15 protein-coding genes and 1 tRNA gene are annotated in these 18,490 nt (G+C 40.0%); 5 read left to right on the forward strand and 11 right to left on the reverse strand.

What is annotated here, in order from left to right; genetic code table 11:
• From tuf to MKL33_RS10230, 5 genes are all read right to left on the reverse strand, one after another.
• Positions 1–1,191: an elongation factor Tu gene (gene tuf, locus MKL33_RS10210; RefSeq protein ID WP_005065785.1), complete on the reverse strand. Its 1,191-nt coding sequence runs from the start codon at positions 1,189–1,191 to the stop codon at positions 1–3.
• A gap of 95 nt (positions 1,192–1,286) precedes the next feature.
• Positions 1,287–3,425 carry an elongation factor G gene (fusA, locus tag MKL33_RS10215; protein WP_002120436.1) on the reverse strand — a complete coding sequence of 713 codons (2,139 nt, stop codon included), beginning with the start codon at positions 3,423–3,425 and terminating at the stop codon, positions 1,287–1,289.
• Between the two features lie 177 nt (positions 3,426–3,602).
• A complete protein-coding gene (gene rpsG, locus MKL33_RS10220; RefSeq protein ID WP_001138055.1) occupies positions 3,603–4,073 on the reverse strand; it encodes a 30S ribosomal protein S7 in 471 nt (156 codons plus the stop codon).
• 160 nt (positions 4,074–4,233) lie between these two features.
• A complete protein-coding gene (gene rpsL / locus MKL33_RS10225) occupies positions 4,234–4,608 on the reverse strand; it encodes a 30S ribosomal protein S12 (protein ID WP_002050319.1) in 375 nt (124 codons plus the stop codon).
• Between the two features lie 200 nt (positions 4,609–4,808).
• Positions 4,809–6,128: an EcsC family protein gene (locus MKL33_RS10230; protein WP_270906909.1), complete on the reverse strand. Its 1,320-nt coding sequence runs from the start codon at positions 6,126–6,128 to the stop codon at positions 4,809–4,811.
• A gap of 300 nt (positions 6,129–6,428) precedes the next feature.
• Here MKL33_RS10230 and MKL33_RS10235 point away from each other — a divergent pair, with 300 nt between their 5' ends.
• From MKL33_RS10235 to MKL33_RS10255, 5 genes are all read left to right on the forward strand, one after another.
• Entirely contained in the window at positions 6,429–7,658 is a 1,230-nt protein-coding gene (locus MKL33_RS10235) for a beta-ketoacyl synthase N-terminal-like domain-containing protein (RefSeq protein WP_002120440.1), read from the forward strand.
• Between the two features lie 18 nt (positions 7,659–7,676).
• Entirely contained in the window at positions 7,677–8,129 is a 453-nt protein-coding gene (gene hemJ, locus MKL33_RS10240; RefSeq protein ID WP_002120291.1) for a protoporphyrinogen oxidase HemJ, read from the forward strand.
• A gap of 157 nt (positions 8,130–8,286) precedes the next feature.
• Complete coding sequence (locus tag MKL33_RS10245; protein ID WP_069124230.1) at positions 8,287–8,847, forward strand: hypothetical protein; 561 nt, start codon at positions 8,287–8,289, stop codon at positions 8,845–8,847.
• A gap of 385 nt (positions 8,848–9,232) precedes the next feature.
• Positions 9,233–10,858 carry an NAD+ synthase gene (locus tag MKL33_RS10250; protein WP_005803179.1) on the forward strand — a complete coding sequence of 542 codons (1,626 nt, stop codon included), beginning with the start codon at positions 9,233–9,235 and terminating at the stop codon, positions 10,856–10,858.
• Complete coding sequence (locus MKL33_RS10255) at positions 10,851–11,879, forward strand: hypothetical protein (protein ID WP_270906910.1); 1,029 nt, start codon at positions 10,851–10,853, stop codon at positions 11,877–11,879. Before MKL33_RS10250 ends, MKL33_RS10255 begins: the two co-directional genes overlap by 8 nt.
• Before the next feature lie 43 nt (positions 11,880–11,922).
• Here MKL33_RS10255 and MKL33_RS10260 read toward each other — a convergent pair.
• From MKL33_RS10260 to MKL33_RS10285, 6 genes are all read right to left on the reverse strand, one after another.
• Positions 11,923–11,999: transfer RNA gene (locus tag MKL33_RS10260), tRNA-Met, on the reverse strand.
• Positions 12,000–12,155: 156 nt separating this feature from the next.
• Entirely contained in the window at positions 12,156–13,112 is a 957-nt protein-coding gene (gene cntB, locus MKL33_RS10265) for a carnitine monooxygenase, reductase subunit CntB (protein WP_005139977.1), read from the reverse strand.
• A 47-nt stretch (positions 13,113–13,159) separates the two neighbouring features.
• Positions 13,160–14,611 carry an NAD-dependent succinate-semialdehyde dehydrogenase gene (locus MKL33_RS10270; protein WP_233735067.1) on the reverse strand — a complete coding sequence of 484 codons (1,452 nt, stop codon included), beginning with the start codon at positions 14,609–14,611 and terminating at the stop codon, positions 13,160–13,162.
• A 63-nt stretch (positions 14,612–14,674) separates the two neighbouring features.
• Positions 14,675–15,790 (reverse strand): carnitine monooxygenase subunit alpha, encoded by a 1,116-nt coding sequence (gene cntA, locus MKL33_RS10275; protein WP_002120432.1) that lies wholly within the window; start codon positions 15,788–15,790, stop codon positions 14,675–14,677.
• Positions 15,791–15,832: 42 nt separating this feature from the next.
• On the reverse strand, positions 15,833–16,807 hold the full coding sequence (locus MKL33_RS10280; RefSeq protein WP_270906911.1) for an alpha/beta hydrolase: 975 nt from the start codon (positions 16,805–16,807) through the stop codon (positions 15,833–15,835).
• Between the two features lie 11 nt (positions 16,808–16,818).
• Entirely contained in the window at positions 16,819–18,471 is a 1,653-nt protein-coding gene (locus tag MKL33_RS10285; RefSeq protein WP_080749776.1) for a BCCT family carnitine transporter, read from the reverse strand.
• Between the last annotated feature and the right edge of the window lie 19 nt (positions 18,472–18,490).

Genomic DNA, 18,490 nt, shown 5'->3' on the forward strand with positions numbered 1-18,490 from the left:
TTATGCAGTTACTTTCGCAACAACACCAGCACCTACAGTACGACCACCTTCACGGATCGCAAAACGTAGACCTGGGTCCATTGCGATTGGGTGGATTAATTCTACTGACATTTCAACGTTGTCGCCTGGCATAACCATTTCAACGCCGTCTTGTAATTGGATTGCACCAGTTACGTCAGTTGTACGGAAGTAGAACTGTGGACGGTAACCATTTAAGAATGGAGTGTGACGACCACCTTCTTCTTTAGAAAGTACGTATACTTCTGCGTCGAATTTAGTGTGCGGCTTGATTGTACCTGGTTTAGCAAGTACTTGACCACGTTGTACGTCTTCACGCTTAGTACCACGAAGTAAGATACCACAGTTCTCACCTGCACGGCCTTCGTCAAGAAGTTTACGGAACATTTCTACGCCAGTTACAGTTGTTTTAACTGTATCTTTAATACCAACGATCTCTACTTCTTCACCAACTTTAACGATACCAGCTTCTACACGGCCTGTTACTACAGTACCACGACCAGAAATTGAGAATACGTCTTCGATTGGCATTAAGAATGCTTTGTCGATAGCACGTTCTGGTTCTGGAATGTAAGAGTCAAGCGCTTCAACAAGAGCAAGAACTGAAGACTCACCATATTGACCAGCATCGCCTTCCAACGCTTTAAGCGCAGAACCACGGATAACTGGAGTGTCATCACCAGGGAAGTCATAAGTAGAAAGAAGTTCACGAACTTCCATTTCTACTAATTCAAGTAATTCTTCATCATCAACAAGGTCACACTTGTTCAAGAATACGATGATGTAAGGTACACCAACCTGACGAGAAAGAAGGATGTGTTCACGAGTTTGTGGCATTGGACCGTCAGTCGCAGCACACACAAGGATCGCGCCGTCCATCTGAGCAGCACCAGTAATCATGTTTTTAACGTAATCGGCGTGGCCCGGGCAGTCAACGTGCGCGTAGTGACGAATTGGAGAATCGTATTCTACGTGTGAAGTATTAATTGTAATACCACGTGCTTTTTCTTCAGGTGCTGAGTCGATTTGTGAGTAATCTTTCGCTTCACCGCCGTAAGTTTTTGCACAAATTGTTGCAATCGCAGCAGTTAAAGTTGTTTTACCATGGTCAACGTGACCGATTGTGCCCACGTTTACGTGTGGCTTATTACGTTCAAACTTGGCTTTAGCCATGATGATCTTCCTTTATAAACTACTCATGGAGGGTCACCCCATGAGCACTTGGTTTTTAACTAAGAAATTAGTTTGGGCTTATAGTAATCGAAAGATTACTCGTCGTCACCTTTTTTACCGCCAGCTTGGAATTTAGCGATGATGCCTTCAGCCACGTTACGTGGAGTTTCAGCATATTTAGCAAATTCCATAGAGTAAGTCGCACGACCTTGAGACATAGAACGCATTTGAGTCGCGTAACCAAACATCTCAGCAAGAGGAACTTCTGCACGAATTGCTTTTGTTCCACCAGGAAGATCGTCCATACCTTGAACCATACCACGACGACGGTTTAAGTCACCCATGATATCGCCCATGTAGTCTTCTGGAGTTTCTACTTCAACTTTCATGATAGGTTCAAGAAGGATAGGATCCGCTTTCATGAAACCATCACGGAAGGCATAAGAACCTGCCATTTTGAACGATAATTCGTCAGAGTCGACGTCATGGTAAGAACCGTCGAATAATGTCGCTTTAATACCAACAACAGGGTAACCAGCCAATACACCATTCTTCATACGTTCTTGAATACCTTTGTCAACCGCGCCAAAGAATTCTTTAGGTACTACACCACCAACAACTTCTTCAACGAATTGGTATTCTTTACCAGCTTCTTCAACATCAAGCGGTTCAAGACGTACATATACGTGACCAAACTTACCTTTACCACCAGTTTGACGTACGAACTTACCTTCTTGTTCAACAGACTTTTTGATCGTTTCACGGTAAGCAACCATTGGTTTACCAATGTTAGCTTCAACACCGAATTCACGCTTCATACGGTCAACAATGATGTCAAGGTGAAGTTCACCCATACCAGCAATAATTGTCTGACCAGATTCTTCGTCTGTACGAACACGGAACGATGGATCTTCTTTAGCCAAACGACCTAAAGCGATAGACATTTTTTCTTGGTCTGCTTTAGTTTTTGGTTCAACAGCCAATGAAATTACTGGCTCTGGGAATTCCATACGCTCAAGAGTAATGATGTTTTTCTCATCACATAATGTATCACCAGTTGTAACGTCTTTAAGACCTACACACGCTGCGATATCACCTGCACGGATTTCATCAAGATCTTGACGTTCGTTCGCATGCATTTGCACGATACGACCGATACGTTCACGCTTAGCTTTAACTGGGTTATAAACCGGATCACCTTGTTTAAGAACACCAGAGTAAACACGTACGAATGTTAAGTTACCTACGAATTTGTCGTTCATGATTTTGAACGCAAGCGCAGAGAACGGAGCTTCGTCAGATGCTTCACGAGACGCTTTAGTTTCGTCTTTGTCGTCAAGGATACCTTCAATCGCTTTAACTTCTGTAGGTGATGGTAAGAATTCAATTACAGCATCCAACATACGTTGAACACCTTTGTTCTTGAACGCAGAACCACAAAGCATTACTTGAATTTCAGAAGCTAATGTACGAGCACGTAAACCAGCGATGATGTCTTCTTTAGAAAGATCACCTTCTTCTAGGTACTTGTCCATTAATTCTTCAGAAGCTTCAGCCGCAGCTTCAACCATTTTTGTACGCCATTCGTTAGACGTATCAACTAGGTCAGCTGGGATATCAGCATATTCAAACTTCATACCTTGAGATGCTTCATCCCAGATAATCGCTTTCATTTCGATAAGGTCAACAACACCCTGAAATGTATCTTCAGCACCAATTGGCACAACGATAGGAACAGGATTACCACCTAAACGAGTTTTAACTTGCTCAACAGCACGGAAGAAGTTTGCACCAGTACGGTCCATCTTGTTCACGAATGCTAAACGAGGCACTTTATATTTGTTCGCTTGACGCCATACAGTTTCAGACTGAGGTTGTACACCACCTACAGCACAGTAAACCATGCACGCACCGTCAAGAACACGCATAGAACGTTCAACTTCGATTGTGAAGTCTACGTGTCCCGGGGTGTCAATTACGTTGATACGGTGTTGTTCGAATTGGTTACCCATACCAGACCAGAAACAAGTCGTAGCAGCAGAGGTAATTGTAATACCACGCTCTTGCTCTTGTTCCATCCAGTCCATTGTTGCTGCACCGTCGTGTACTTCACCAATTTTGTGAGATACACCTGTGTAGAACAAAATACGTTCAGTTGTAGTTGTTTTACCTGCGTCAATGTGCGCAGAAATACCGATGTTACGGTAACGAGTAATTGGGGTTTGGCGAGCCATGATGTCTACATTCCTAAATGTTATATTTAAAACAGGACGCACCAATTAAATTGATGCGCGCGAATATCCAAACAGGCAACTTAAATACCTGCAAAGCCCCCACTTTGATAGAGAGCAATGTTGAATCGAGCTGCTGTACGCATGAATATTCTCCTGAATAAGGCCTGTTTTATCCGCTTAGAAACGGTAGTGAGAGAAGGCTTTGTTAGCTTCAGCCATACGGTGCACATCTTCACGTTTTTTGATTGCTGCACCTTTACCTTCAGCTGCATCAAGCAACTCACCAGCAAGACGTAAAGCCATCGTTTTTTCAGAACGCTTAGCAGCAGCATCTACTAACCAACGCATAGCTAAGGCAGTACGACGGGATGGGCGTACTTCCATAGGTACTTGATAAGTAGCACCACCAACACGGCGTGCTTTTACTTCAACCATAGGACGAACTTTTTCAAGAGTAGTCTCGAAAAATTCAACTGGGTCTACTTTGTTTTTTTCTTGAACGCGTTCTAAAGCACCGTAAACGATACTTTCTGCAATAGATTTTTTACCATCTTGCATTACGTGGTTCATGAATTTAGCGATTGTTTGGCTGCTAAATTTTGGATCTGGAAGGATCTCACGAGCAGCGACTACGCGACGTCTTGGCATTTTAATACACCTAATAATATGACACTTCAGGATGATCCAGCAGTTTGTACAAGTGTCATGTACACGACGCTGGCCTTACTATACGTCGCTTGAATTACAAATCTATGAAGAATTCAAACAAGCGAAACGCTAAAGGGCTTATTCGACTAGTTTCCTAGAATTACTTCTTAGGACGCTTAGTACCGTATTTAGAACGTGATTGATTACGATCTTTAACACCAGCACAGTCTAATGAACCACGAACGGTATGGTAACGTACACCCGGTAAGTCTTTAACACGACCACCACGGATAAGAACAACACTGTGCTCTTGTAAGTTATGGCCTTCACCACCGATGTAGCTAGATACTTCAAAACCTGAAGTTAAGCGAACACGGCAAACCTTACGCATAGCTGAGTTAGGTTTTTTAGGTGTAGTTGTATAAACACGTGTACAAACACCACGACGTTGTGGACAAGCCTTCAACGCAGGAACTTTGGATTTTTCAACCAAAGTCGTACGACCCTTACGGATCAACTGATTCGTTGTTGCCATATGGCAATTCTCCCGTTATTAAAAAACCTTAAAAAGAAAATACCTCTTTTTAAGGGCACATAATTGTAAGCCAAGATGCAAAAATGGTCAACACGGCAATACTTACCAAATGTTGACCATATCAATGTTTGACAGCACGATTTACAAATTTAAATAGAGGCTATTTCTACATTTTAAACCTTCACTTTGTAAGCGTATTGTTAAGAGTATTTTTTATCTTCTAATAACTCGTCATCATCCTCTGGAGTTAGAGCAGGCTTTTGTTCAGTATGCTCATGTTCTGTCACATGTTTGTCAGCAAGTTTTTCTAAGCCCTGATGAACATTTTCCTGAACTTTCTCTTCACTCTTTTCACTTTCTGTAGGTTTTAACACAATAGATACTTTCGAGATTACCTCGTGGTTTTCTACTTTATGATGATGAGCAGCATGAATGTTGCCATCTTCCCCTACATTTAAAAGTCTTGGGCTTGCTTTTTGAATGAGTGTAACCGCAGCATAATAAGCCTGTAGTGGAGATAAATGCTCACTTGGATGTTCGTTTAAATAATGTCTTGCAGCTCCAAAAATTGCCTGAGCTTTATGTCCTACATCTTCTTGTAATTTCCAGCTATATACTGCACTTAAAACAGCGCCTGCAACTGGAGTAAACTTACCAAAAGCTGAAAGTTTAGGAATACGATTTAACCATTCCCATTTAAACTCCCCTTCTTCATCTGTTAACCAGTTCTTTAAAGTATCTATATCTGTGGTTGAACCTAATACTTGCTGAAATTGATGAATATCTTGAGTTTCCAACATATTTCGCAATGTTTTTAAAGCCAACAAGAGAGTTTGTTTCTCTGCAATCAAGCTAATGTCAACTTCTTTAAAAATAAACTCAACAACATCTTGGTCTGCTACCTCCAGTAGATCAAAGCCATGTGACCTTCCTGTCTGGTAAATAGTTCTTAAGACCAAAACTAATGAAACTGGAATATCTACAGCTGCACCAACGACACCTGATACACCTGTAATTGCACCTTGTACAGTCGCAATGAGCTTGTTTTGTTCTATAAGCGCCTGACTTAGACGTTGAGAACGACCTGTATCTTTAGTTAATTCAAATAAATCTTTAGCACCCGCTTCTTCTAGGATTTTTTCCGTTAAGGTACTTTTTGAACTAAAGTCATTTAACCAATTAAATAAATGGCCTGAGATTTTTTCATCCCAATCTGGCGAAAGAAATGTAGCAACACCATTTACTTTTTTAAAATGTCGACCAAATACCTGACGTGTGACTTTTGGTAAATGTTCTCTTAGCATTTGTTGAGGACTTTCATATTGCTCAACTTCAAATGGGCTTTTTGTTCTCGATCTACCTTCAACAGTTTTTCCAGTTGGGATTGGTTCAATTACCTTACTGACGTCACCTGATTGGTTCTGTTGCAAGATACTCAATCCTGTAGAACTGAGCTTTTTAGCCACTCCGAAGACCTGAGAAAACAAATTGTCAGATTGATTATTATTAAATTTTGTCATCAAGTACCTCGATTTTTTAATTTATCTAATTAGAGATAAATACTAGGTGGAATGTGGATTTATCTCAACTTGAATGTGTGTATTTTAGTTAACCCCAAATGCAACATACTATGTATTTGGTTATTTTTTTTAAATGTAAAATTGTCATAAAGATTTGCCATAAGAAATAAAAATCCTTTCTGCTATCATGTTAACAACGAAAAACATGAGTCCCGTTTTCTTACAGCTATATTCTCCTATTCATTTTCATAGCTGTTGAACACGATAGACTCTTAAATATCACCATAAAGGGACCTGTAGATGAAACGTGTTGTAATCACTGGTATGGGTATTAACTCATGTATCGGTAACTCTTTAGAAGCAGTTACTCATTCACTTCAAAATGGAATCTCCGGGACACGTTTTAACCCAACTTATGCTGAACTCAATTTTAAAAGTCATGTCAGCGCTGCTGCAGAACAAGACTTTGATAATATCGACCGTAAATTAAAACGCTTCATGGGCGTATGTGCGATGTATGCATACAACGCTGCTGTAGCTGCAGTTGAACATGCAGGCCTTACTCCTGAACAACTTGCTGGTAATCCACGTTATGGTATTGCAGGTGGTTCAGGTGGTGGCTCAACTGCTTCTGTTGTTGAAATGACAGAATTATTAGAGACTAAAGGCGCACGTAAAGTGGGTCCATTCTTTGTACCACGTAACATGTCAAACACCATTACTGCAAACGTAGGTGTTGCATTTAAACTACAAGGTATTTCACATACTATTACAAGTGCTTGTGCAACTTCTGCAGATGCAATTGGTTATGCGTACAACTTAATTCAACTTGGCAAACAAGACCTTATGCTTGCTGGTGGCGGTGAAGAAGATCACTGGTCTCAAAGTTTATTGTTTGATGCAATGGGCGCACTTTGCTCGAAATATAACGACTCTCCAGAAACAGCATCTCGCCCATATTCAGCAGACCGTGACGGCTTCGTTATTGCTGGCGGTGGTGGTTTCGTAGTACTTGAATCACTTGAGCACGCGCAAGCACGTGGTGCGAACATTTTAGCTGAAGTAGTAGGTTATGCTGCGAACAGTGATGGCGCGGACATGGTTGCTCCAAGTGGTGAAGGTGCTACACGTTGTGTATTAATGGCACTTGAAGAAGCTAAGCAACATGGCGTAGAGAAAATTGACTATGTAAATACACATGGTACTTCTACTCCAGCGGGTGACATTACAGAACTTAAAGCAATGGAACGTGCATTTGGTGAAGGTAACGTACCTCCTCTTAGTTCAACCAAATCTATGACAGGTCATAGCTTGGGTGCGGCTGGTGTACAAGAAGCTATTTACTCTGTGCTAATGATGCAAAATGACTTTATTGCACCAAATATCAACGTGACTGAACTTGATGAAGGCGCAAAACCTTTTGATATCGTACTTGAAAAACGTGATGCAAAATTGAATACTGTAATGAGTAACAGTTTTGGCTTTGGCGGTGTTAACGCTTGCCTTATTTTCAAGAAGTGGGATGCATAATCCCACCTAGGATTATCGATGGATGCACCTTCTGATGCTTTTTTGTGGGTAAAAGCATTACATATTATTGCCGTGGTTTGCTGGTTCGCTGCTTTGTTCTACTTACCACGTCTATATGTTTATCATGCTATGAGTGAAGATGCTGCAAGTCATCAGCGCTTTGAGGTAATGGAACGCAAGTTGTATCGTGGAATTATGTGGCCTTCGATGATTGCTACATTAATTACCGCCCATTTCCTTGTAGAGTGGGGTGATGCAACTCGACATTACCATCAAGCCACATGGTTTTACCTCAAAGTTGGATTAGTGGCTTTATTAGTGATTTATCATTTGGTATGTGGCTATTATCGTAAAAAGCTCATCGGAAATGCTCACTATAAATCACATAAGTTCTGGCGCTTTTTTAATGAAATGCCAACCTTAATTTTATTTGCTGTTGTGATTTTAGTTGTTGTAAAGCCTCAGTTCTAACTGGGGCTTTTACTTTTCTTATCTAAGAAGTCTTATATTCACAATAATAAAAACATGAAATTCATTTAAATATTTATAAAAACAGAACTATAAAATTAATGAATAGCCATGGCTCTTTATTTAGCAACACATGATCTATACTATGCTAAACAAATAGATGAACTCATTTAATGGCAAAGCTATGCTAACTTTTAATGCCCTTAAACGCTTAATCCATATACCATTTATTCTTCTTACACTTTTTATTTTCCGTCACTTAAAAAACTATCCGATTAGACATCTGACTGCTCAAGAAAAATTATTGGCACAAATGGTTTTCGGCGACATGCTTGATTGTGAACGGCCTAAAATTATTGCTACGCGCTACCTCCCTTGGCAGAGTTGCGGTATTTTCATGGCCCCAAATGGGAATATTTATGTCAATCCTGCTGATTACAGTGAAAATTACGCTCTAGAGTCCAAGTTTATGCAGGGTATTTTTATTCACGAACTCACCCATGTCATGCAATATCAAAAAGGCATTCATGTACTATTTAAAGGTGCTTTATTACAATCAGCCTATTACCTCAGCTTTAAAAGTTACAATCCCTACAAATACACCTATCACCCTGACAAGGCATTTAGTACGTATAATATTGAACAGCAAGGCGAAATTGCGCGCGACATTTGCTCTGGAAAAATCCCAAATATTATCTGTTCACCTCAACTTCATTTGTAACTAAATAATCAATCCCGCTGTGAACGTAACATTTTTTGCGTAATGTAAATAAGAATTCTTATAAATCAGAAATACTTATCTAAACTATAAAAGTGGGCTTATTCAATTCAAATTATTGAAAAAAATAGAACAGACTTATTCCAAATTAGCTTGTGATAAGGCAGTATACAAACAATAAAAATAATGAAGCTTGTTTCTATTCTATACAGAAAATCTCGTTATTTTTACGCAGAAAATATGGGATTGGTATATATTATTGATCTTGACATTTTTGTTTACTATTTTAATTGTTTACTATCGTATCATACACATCGTTGAAAAATTATATTCATAAAAATCAACACTGTGTGTATCTATATTCGTTATGATCTAGGATTAGGTTTGAATGAAAAGTTTTAAAGTTGCCCTTGCTCAGTTTTCTCCGCATATTGGCAATATTGACTCAAACACCCAAAAGATGATTGAGCAAGTAAATCAGGCGAAAAAACAAGACGCTGACCTGATTATTTTTCCCGAGCTTTCTGTTATTGGTTATCCAGCTGAAGATCTATTGTTACGTCCAAATTTAAATAAACGTATGCAAAAGGCTTTTGCACAACTTGCCGAAGTTAAAGATATTGTTATGGTTTTCGGGTTCGTAAACCAGACAGAAGATGGTCAACGTTATAATTCTGCTGCTGTCATGAAAGACGGTCAAGTTTTGGGTGTTTTTAACAAACACAATTTACCAAACTATGGCGTCTTTGATGAAAAACGCTATTTCCAAAAAGGCCATCAGCACTTAGTTTTTGAATATCTTGGGCATAAGTTTGGTGTATTAATCTGTGAAGATATCTGGTCAATTAACACTGTCAAACAGTTGAGCCAATTAAATGTTGATACAGTTCTTGTACTCAACTCATCACCATATGAAGTCGGCAAACCACAACACCGTATACAGACCTTAAGTGAACTTGCAAAACAACTTCATCTAAATATTGTTTACGTTAACCAAGTGGGCGGACAAGACGATTTAATTTTTGATGGCACAAGTTTTGTCAGCAATCAAAATGGTGAAATTGCTTTACAAGCTCCAAGCTTTAAAGAAGACATTTATATTGCTGAATTTGACCGTGATACAAAGTTATATAAAGTCACTGAATCTGCTCCTGCATTAGAAACATTTGCAGAGATCTATCAAGGTTTAGTCATGGCAACTCGTGACTATGTAGAGCGCTCAGGCTTCCCAGGTGTGATTCTGGGTCTTTCTGGTGGTATCGACTCTGCCCTCACACTCGCAATTGCTGTTGATGCAATCGGTGCAGAAAAAGTGCAAGCTGTAATGATGCCTTATACCTACACTTCTCAAATTAGTGTAGAAGATGCGGCTGAACAAGCTCGCCGTATGGGTGTGACTTTCGGTATTGCTGAAATTCACTCAATCGTAAATAGCTTCATGCAAACCCTGTATCCTTTCTTTGGTAATTCACCAGCTGATGCAACTGAAGAAAATTTACAAGCGCGTGCTCGTGGCACATTGCTTATGGGTTTATCAAACAAGTTTGGTAATTTAGTCCTTGCTACAGGGAATAAATCTGAACTGTCAGTTGGCTACTGTACGCTTTATGGCGATATGGTTGGTGGCTTTGCTGTTCTAAAAGATGTTTATAAAACTATCGTGTTTGAATTAGCAAAATACCGTAACAGCTTAAGCGAAACTCCTGTGATTCCTGAGCGTGTGATTACCCGCCCACCTTCAGCAGAACTTCGTCCGGATCAAAAAGACCAAGACTCTTTACCAGCTTATGATGTATTGGATGCCATCCTTTACGCATACATTGAAGAAGATTTAGGTCAGGCCGACATTATTGCCAAAGGTTTTGATAAAGAAGTTGTTGAAAAAGTCATCCGTTTAGTTGATCGTAATGAATACAAACGTCGTCAAGGTGCGATTGGCCCGAGAATTACCTCTCGTGCATTTAGTCGCGAACGACGTTATCCGATTGTCAACGGTTGGACAGCGAATGACTGAGCAGAAAAACTCATCAAAAACTACAGCACTTGCTCAAGCACTTTTGCTTGAGCAGGTGGAATTTTTTAAAAAACAATTATCTATAGAAAACTCACCTATTTATTTCCAGCAGTTCATTCAGTTGTTTATGCAACATGCTGACGAAATCAAGCTACATGAAGTTGTTTATTTAGAGCAACTACAAGCCGTTGTGAAACGCTATGCTTTTGAAATGCAGCTAGGTGCTGGTTTACTTGAGTTTATTGGGGAAATCGCGCAGCGTATTTATTTATCTGCTATGAAGTCTCCAATTCAGTTACAAGATCTGGTCTCTGACCATCAATTTGAAATGTGGCTTTCTAAATTTTTAGAAATGGAACATATTCCTCATTATCTTAATCAGTTTTTAAGAACTAGCCCTTCTGTACAACAGCTTTGCCAATATATTGCAACCTCGACTCTAGAACAAAAATTACCAAAACTTCTAACTGCATCTAGAGTAGATGACTACCATTTTGAATGGCAACATAAGCTCAAAAAATTCTCTTTTTTACAACAACAACGCCTCGAGCATAAACTTGAAACTTGGATTGCCAGTTTTATTCATGAGCAACTTACAGAATTAAGTCTTTTATCGAGTGAAGATTTAGAAAGTCTAGTACGTCATGTTTGGGAAGATATTAGACATAAAAAAATGTATGAATTTATGAAACAGCTCACTCCTCTCGATGTTGAAGAGTTTTTTGTTTTAATTTACGAATACTGGAAAGAATTACGCCAGTCACAATTTATGCAAGACCTGATTTTGTATGGCGTTGAAGTTTTTTATGATTTTTATAAAGACCAAAGTTTATTTGAAGTATTAAGTGAGATTGGATTAACCGAAAGCGACTTACAAACAGAAGCTTTACGTTTTTATCCGAAGGTTATAGATGCCTTTAATGAACACGGTATTTTAGAACCATTACTTCAAGCGCTTTTAGCTCCTTTTTATCAAAGCTCAAAAACACTCGATATGATTGAAAAACATTTTAATGAGTAAAAAATAGATAAAAAGAAACCACGCAGGAGCGTGGTTTTTAAAATGGTGGCTATGACGAGACTTGAACTTGTGACCCCCGCATTATGAGTGCGGTGCTCTAACCAACTGAGCTACATAGCCGTAAACTGTGTGCGCATTATCTATAGTTCTGTATAGCAGGTCAATAGGTAAAAACCCTTAATGCCTATCAATTGAACAAATAAGATTCAGATCATCATTATTTGTTCTTTTTTTAGCATTTTTTGCTTTAAACAATTGATCGGCCACAGAAATATATTAAAGATCTAATACTAGTTTTTTACCTTTAGCTCTCGATACACAAATCATCATGCTCTTCTGTGAGGCCTTTTCTGCATCACTTAAGTATTGATCGAAATGCTCTGCTTCACCTTCTAAGATAGCGGTTTCACATGTACCACAAACCCCTTCTCGGCATAGACATTCCACATCAATATTTAATGTCTCGATGGCTTGTAAAATCGTCTGGTTACTTTGTACTTCAATTTCTTGATTAGATTTGGCAAGTACCACCGTAAATGCTTCACCATCTTCAGGAACTGTTGAGGCAAATTGTTCCCAATGAATGTATTCATCGCGGTAACGGTGCTTGTTACAACAATCAATCACAGCATCAATCATGGGTTTCGGCCCACAAACATAGACATGTGTGCCTTTTGGTTGCGATGAAATTAATTCGTCTAAATTAAGCATGCTGCCTTCTGAGTCAACATAACTAAATACATGCCCTGCATGTTTCTGTGTTAGCTCATCAAGTAAAGCTGCGTGTTCAGGTGAACGGTAAGCATAGTGCAGCTCATACTCTGCTCCGCGTGCTGCAAGCTCATCCATTTGAGGCAAGAATGGTGTAATGCCAATTCCACCTGCAATTAAAATATGTTTATTCCCTGTTTCGGCTAATGGAAATAAATTTTTTGGTTCTGAAATCTGAATTTCACAGCCTTCATTGCATTGATCATGCATAAACACTGAACCACCCTTACCTTCCACATCTTTACGAACGCAGACTTGGTAAGTCGATAGGTCTTGTGTACAACTCATCAATGAATATGCATTTGAAAGCTGTTCATTCATTTTGACAATAATATGGCTTCCCCCACTAAATCGAGGAAAGTTCTGCCCATCTTGACGTTTGAACGTAAACCGTTTGATTAAAGGGGTTAGTTGCTCCACATGAGTAACAACCGCTGGGAACATTTCATAATGACTCGCCATATTAGAATCCTTCTTTTACCGCATATTCTTGTTGTTAGGGCTTATCCTTAAAGCCCTAAACACATGTATTTAATGGTCATAAATTCTTCAAGACCATATTTTGAGCCTTCACGCCCAACACCTGATTGTTTCACACCACCAAATGGTACAACTTCATTTGAAATTGCTGTGGCATTCATACCGACCATTCCATATTCAAGCTGTTCTGACACTCGCCATAAACGTGAAATATTTTCGCTATAAACATACGCAGCCAAACCGAAGATAGTGTCATTTGCTTGAGCAACCACATCTGCTTCATCTGTAAAGCGAATGAGTGGCGCAACTGGACCAAAAATTTCTTCTTGGACAATTTCCATGGTCCGGTCAACGTTAGTTAAAATTGATGGTTCATAAAAGGTTTGCCCTAAAGCATGCTGTTTGCCGCCGCAAGCAATTTTAGCGCCTTTGCTCACTGCATCATCAATCAACTGTTGTGCTTTCAAGACTGCTTTTTCATTAATTAATGGACCAATTTGCACACCATCTTCAAGTCCATTACCGACTTTAAACTTTTGTACTTCTTGTACAAACTTCTCGGCAAAAGCTTGATAAATATTGTCGTGGACATAAATGCGATTAGCACAAACACAGGTCTGGCCCGCATTACGGAACTTGGCAAAAATCGCACCTTGTACAGCTTTATCCAAATCGGCATCGTCAAACACAATCAGTGGAGCATTACCGCCTAACTCAAGCGCCAATTTTTTAATGGTGCTTGAACACTGCTGCATCAATAAACGGCCCACTGGAGTTGAGCCAGTAAAAGTCAATTTCTTCACTTTTTCATGCGAAGTAAATACAGAACCAATTTCTTGTGATTTACCTGTAACAACGTTAATCACACCAGCCGGAATACCTGCTTTTTCTGCAAGCTTCGCAATCGCTAAAGCACAATAAGGCGTTTCATTCGCTGGCTTAATCACGACCGTACATCCAGCTGCTAAAGCTGGTGCTGCTTTACGCGTAATCATAGCAATTGGGAAATTCCACGGCGTAATCGCAGCCACCACACCCACAGGTTCTTTACTGATAATAAAACGCTGCTGATTATTGACGGTTGGAATCACATCACCATAAATACGCTTACCTTCTTCGGCAAACCATTGAATAAATGATGCAGCATAACGCACCTCACCTTTCGCTTCTGCCAAAGGTTTACCTTGTTCAATGGTCATGATTAAAGCAAGTTCATCGGTATGTTCAAGAACCAGTTTGTACCAAGCCAATAAAATATCTGCACGGTTTTGAGCAGTTAAAGCCTTCCAACTTTGCAAAGCTATATAAGCAGCCTCAACAGCCTGTGTCGCTTCGGCCGCTCCCATATTAGGAATTGTGCCAATTTCTTCACCTGTTGCAGGGTTAGTCACTGGAACCGTTGCATTTGACTGTGCAGCTAACCATTGCCCATTAATGTAGGCTTGTTGCTGAAATAATTCAGTACTTTGTAAACTCGACATATCATCTTCCTAACTGAAGAATCAGGTGTAAGTCATCTTTACACCTGAATAAATCCATTTGTTTTATTTGTGATGCTGCGCCACTAAATGTTGGAAGTAAGCAATACCATGTTCACTAATTCCTGAACGTTGCTTATCAGTCATAATACGGCCTTGACCTCGATAACCACGTGATTTCAAACCACGTTGTACGCTTTCGACCAAGTTCAAATCTTCAGGACGGAATACATTGCGATACCACTCAATCAAATCTTTCTGATCTTGAGTGAGTTCTTCGTTCGTGAAGTAAATATCGTAATGCTGCAAAGTCGTTTCTGCATCTACTGGGAACTCATAGATCACCGTCATGAAATTGCTGCCCGGTGGTACGTTGAACATCGTGCAAGGCCAAGTCCAGAAACCATGAAACTCAGGATCTGTTACTGATGGATCAAGCTTGAATGACTTCTCAGATGAGCGAGCAAAACCGTACTGTAATGTCCAGTTCTGATGTGTGGTATGCCAATATTTATCAACTTGTACGGAGTCAGCAAAACCAGGATGCGCTGGTCCACAGTGATAGCACTCTAGATAGTTATCAACAATCACTTTCCAGTTTGCTGGAGTTTCTGTCACAAAACGTGCTGCCAGTTTCAAATCTTTAATTACGCTACATGCTTGATTTAAACGCTCAGCAAATTCCGGAAGTTGATCTTCTACGCAAGTTGCATTTTCATCCATATTAATGAAAACAAATCCTGCATATTCCTCAACTTTTAAAGGCACCATGCTTGAGTTTTCTTTATCGAAAGATTCAACATGATCACAATTACGTGCCAAAGCTAAGCTACCATCTAGCTTAAACGTCCAAGCATGATATGGACAAGTAATTACATTTTTTGCTTTACCACTGCCACTTAAAAGCTCGTGACCACGGTGCGGACACACATTATAAAACGCACGTAAAACACTATCTTTACCACGAATGATGACAATATTTTCACCAATTACTTTACGGGTAATATAGTCATTCGGTTGTGCCAATTCACTGCCATGTGCAACACAAATCCAGCTTTTAGCAAAGATTGCTTCTTTCTCATGCTCAAATACTTGCGATGAAGTATAGAAAACTTTAGGGAAAGTCCATGCAACATCTGGGTTTGCGCAAAAATCTTCAGGTAATTTTTCAACTGCACTCATGTTTTTACTCCATTAAATTCTTTTCGTCCAAATGACTCGATATTAAATTGATGTCTTTTCGACACTGCCAAACATGCGGCGTATCGCACTCAGCATGTTTTGATATAACTGTTGAACTTCAGGACAATCACGCATGAGACGTAAACTGCCATGTAATAAACCTTTGCCTAAATGAAACTCGCTCGGTATTCCTGCTTGTTCCAATTTTTGGGTAAAGAAATAACCGTCATCACTTAAAGGGTCATACTCTGCAACCGCCACAAAACTTGTAGGCATATCTGAAAAATCAGTTGCCAATAAAGGCGCTAGACGTAAATCCTGCCAATCTTGAGAGTTAGGTGCATATTCCTTTAAATAAAAATGCATATCTTCCGTTGTGAGTAACGGCGCATGTGCATGCTTTTGTGCGGCTGGTGTATCAAGCGCTGTAGTTAAACACGGATAAACCAATGCCAGACCTTGAGCTTGCAAACCACTATGCTGTAGATGCACTGTAAGAGCTGCTGCTAAGTTACCGCCTGCGCTATCGCCTGCTAGAACGATATTTCCGCTATCAATCTGCCAATCAGAACCATGCTGTTTAAGCCATTGATAAACTGCTAAACAATCTTCAAAAGCTGCTGGAAAGCGATGCTCTCGTGCCATGCGGTAATCCACACCAATGACAACTGCATTTAAGTCCTGACATAAATAACTGGTAATAAACTCATGTGAATCGAGGCCACCCACCATCCAACCGCCACCATGTAAATACAATACACATGGCCAACCAGCTTCAGGTCGTTTAGTTTTTGGTGAATAGATGCGAACAGGCACTGAATGCTCTGCATTTGCAACAACTCTATCTTCGACTTCGATCTTGCCATCACGAGGCAAAGTGTAGTGTCGACACATCGCGTCATATGCCGCGCGGACTGAGTCAATATCTGCATCTGCTGGTGAATAAATGCTGCTCCAGTACACAAGACTTTGCATTTCTTCACTTAAGGCATAAGTGGTCTGTTCACATGTAGTCATTACCGTTCCCTCTAGCTGGTTTTTCTGTCCAGTTTGATTGAGCTTGCAAGCTCAAGCTGCATCCGTTTTGCATGTTCATCTTGAGTCTGGTTTAAACCAATTTCCGCATCATCATAACCTTGTTGCTCAATTAAATGTGATGGGACTTTGGCATAATCCTGAATCAACCATTTCACCAAACCATAGGTTTGAATCAGAATAATCACAATGAATGGTAAAGCCGTCACAATAGTTGCTGTTTTCATTGTGTCTAAAGGTGCCTTACTAAAGATCATGGCAATCGGAACCAAAGTCAGCATGACACACCAGAACAGACGGGCATTTGGCGATGGATCTTGCCCTTCACTTAAACCGCGTGTACATGTTGCTGAAACCGCATACCCAACCGCATCCATATGTGCTGCCAAGAACACCACCATAATGCCGAGGAAAATCCACATCATCAGCTTTCCAGCAGGTAATAGGCTGAGCAATTGACCAATTGCAACCTCACCACCCTGTTGGCTTAAGATTTGCGGTACATTTACAGCCCCATGAATAAAGCTATAAACACTGTAGTTTTCAAACACACCAAAGATGAACCAAAGACCAACACTGCCACCAATCACCATGGCAAAGATCACTTCTTTAATGGTACGACCTTTAGAAACACGCGTTACAAAGAGTGCCACACCCGGTGCATATGAAATCCACCATAACCAGTAGAAAACAGTCCATTCACGAGTAAACTTGCCATCGCCCATTGGGTCGGTAAACAAGCTCATGTCGACAAAGTTGGTTGCCATTAACCCGAAACTCATCAATGAGTTATTCAAAATGAATTGAGTCGGACCAAAGCACAGTACATAAATCGCAAATAACACCACGCCTAAACACACCATGTGACTTAAACGTTGCATGCCTTTATCCATACCTACATACGAACTAAGTGCAAACAGAACCGAAACACCCAAAATAATGATGACTTTGGTCATAAAGGTATTTGGGATACCTGTGAGCTGAGACAAAATATTGGTAAATGTCACAGCAGTGAGTACCAACGAAATCGTCAATGCGCCAAACATACAAAGCAAGAACATTAAGTCGACTAAACGACCAACCACACCAGTTGATTTAAAGCCTGTCACAGCCTCAATCACTGAAGCTAAACTTAAACCTTTGTTTTTTCTCACATGGTAGCTGTAGCACAAAGAAATTGATGCCAAAGCATAAATTGCCCATGCACTTAAACCTGAGTGAAAAAACGAGTAAGCCACGCTATATTTCAATGCTTCTGCTGACTCAGGCGGTAAGCTCAAACCCGGAGTTTGATAATAGTAAGCCCAGTCCAAAAAGCCCCAGTACAGTGTAGAAGACCCAATACCTGACAAAATGAACATAAATATCCATGACATCGTGGTGTATTGAGGCTTTCCTTCACCGAGTTTAATTTTGCCGTATTTACTAAAAGCTAGACCAAAAGTAAAAATAATGGCTAAAAAAGCAAACAGTAATACTGGGGTGGTAAATACCGATGTCGTCCACTGCATCCATGTTGCAGCGATCTTGATCGACTCTTGCGAATAAATCGCCAAACCAGCAACTGAAATAAATACAAACAGTAAACTGGTTACGGCAAGAACTTTATCCGTATAAATTTTTGTGTTTTGATTATCCATATCCATACATCCATTTTTGGATGGC

The sequence above is a fragment of the Acinetobacter sp. AOR43_HL genome, from assembly GCF_027854635.1.
GTDB lineage: Bacteria > Pseudomonadota > Gammaproteobacteria > Pseudomonadales > Moraxellaceae > Acinetobacter > Acinetobacter pittii.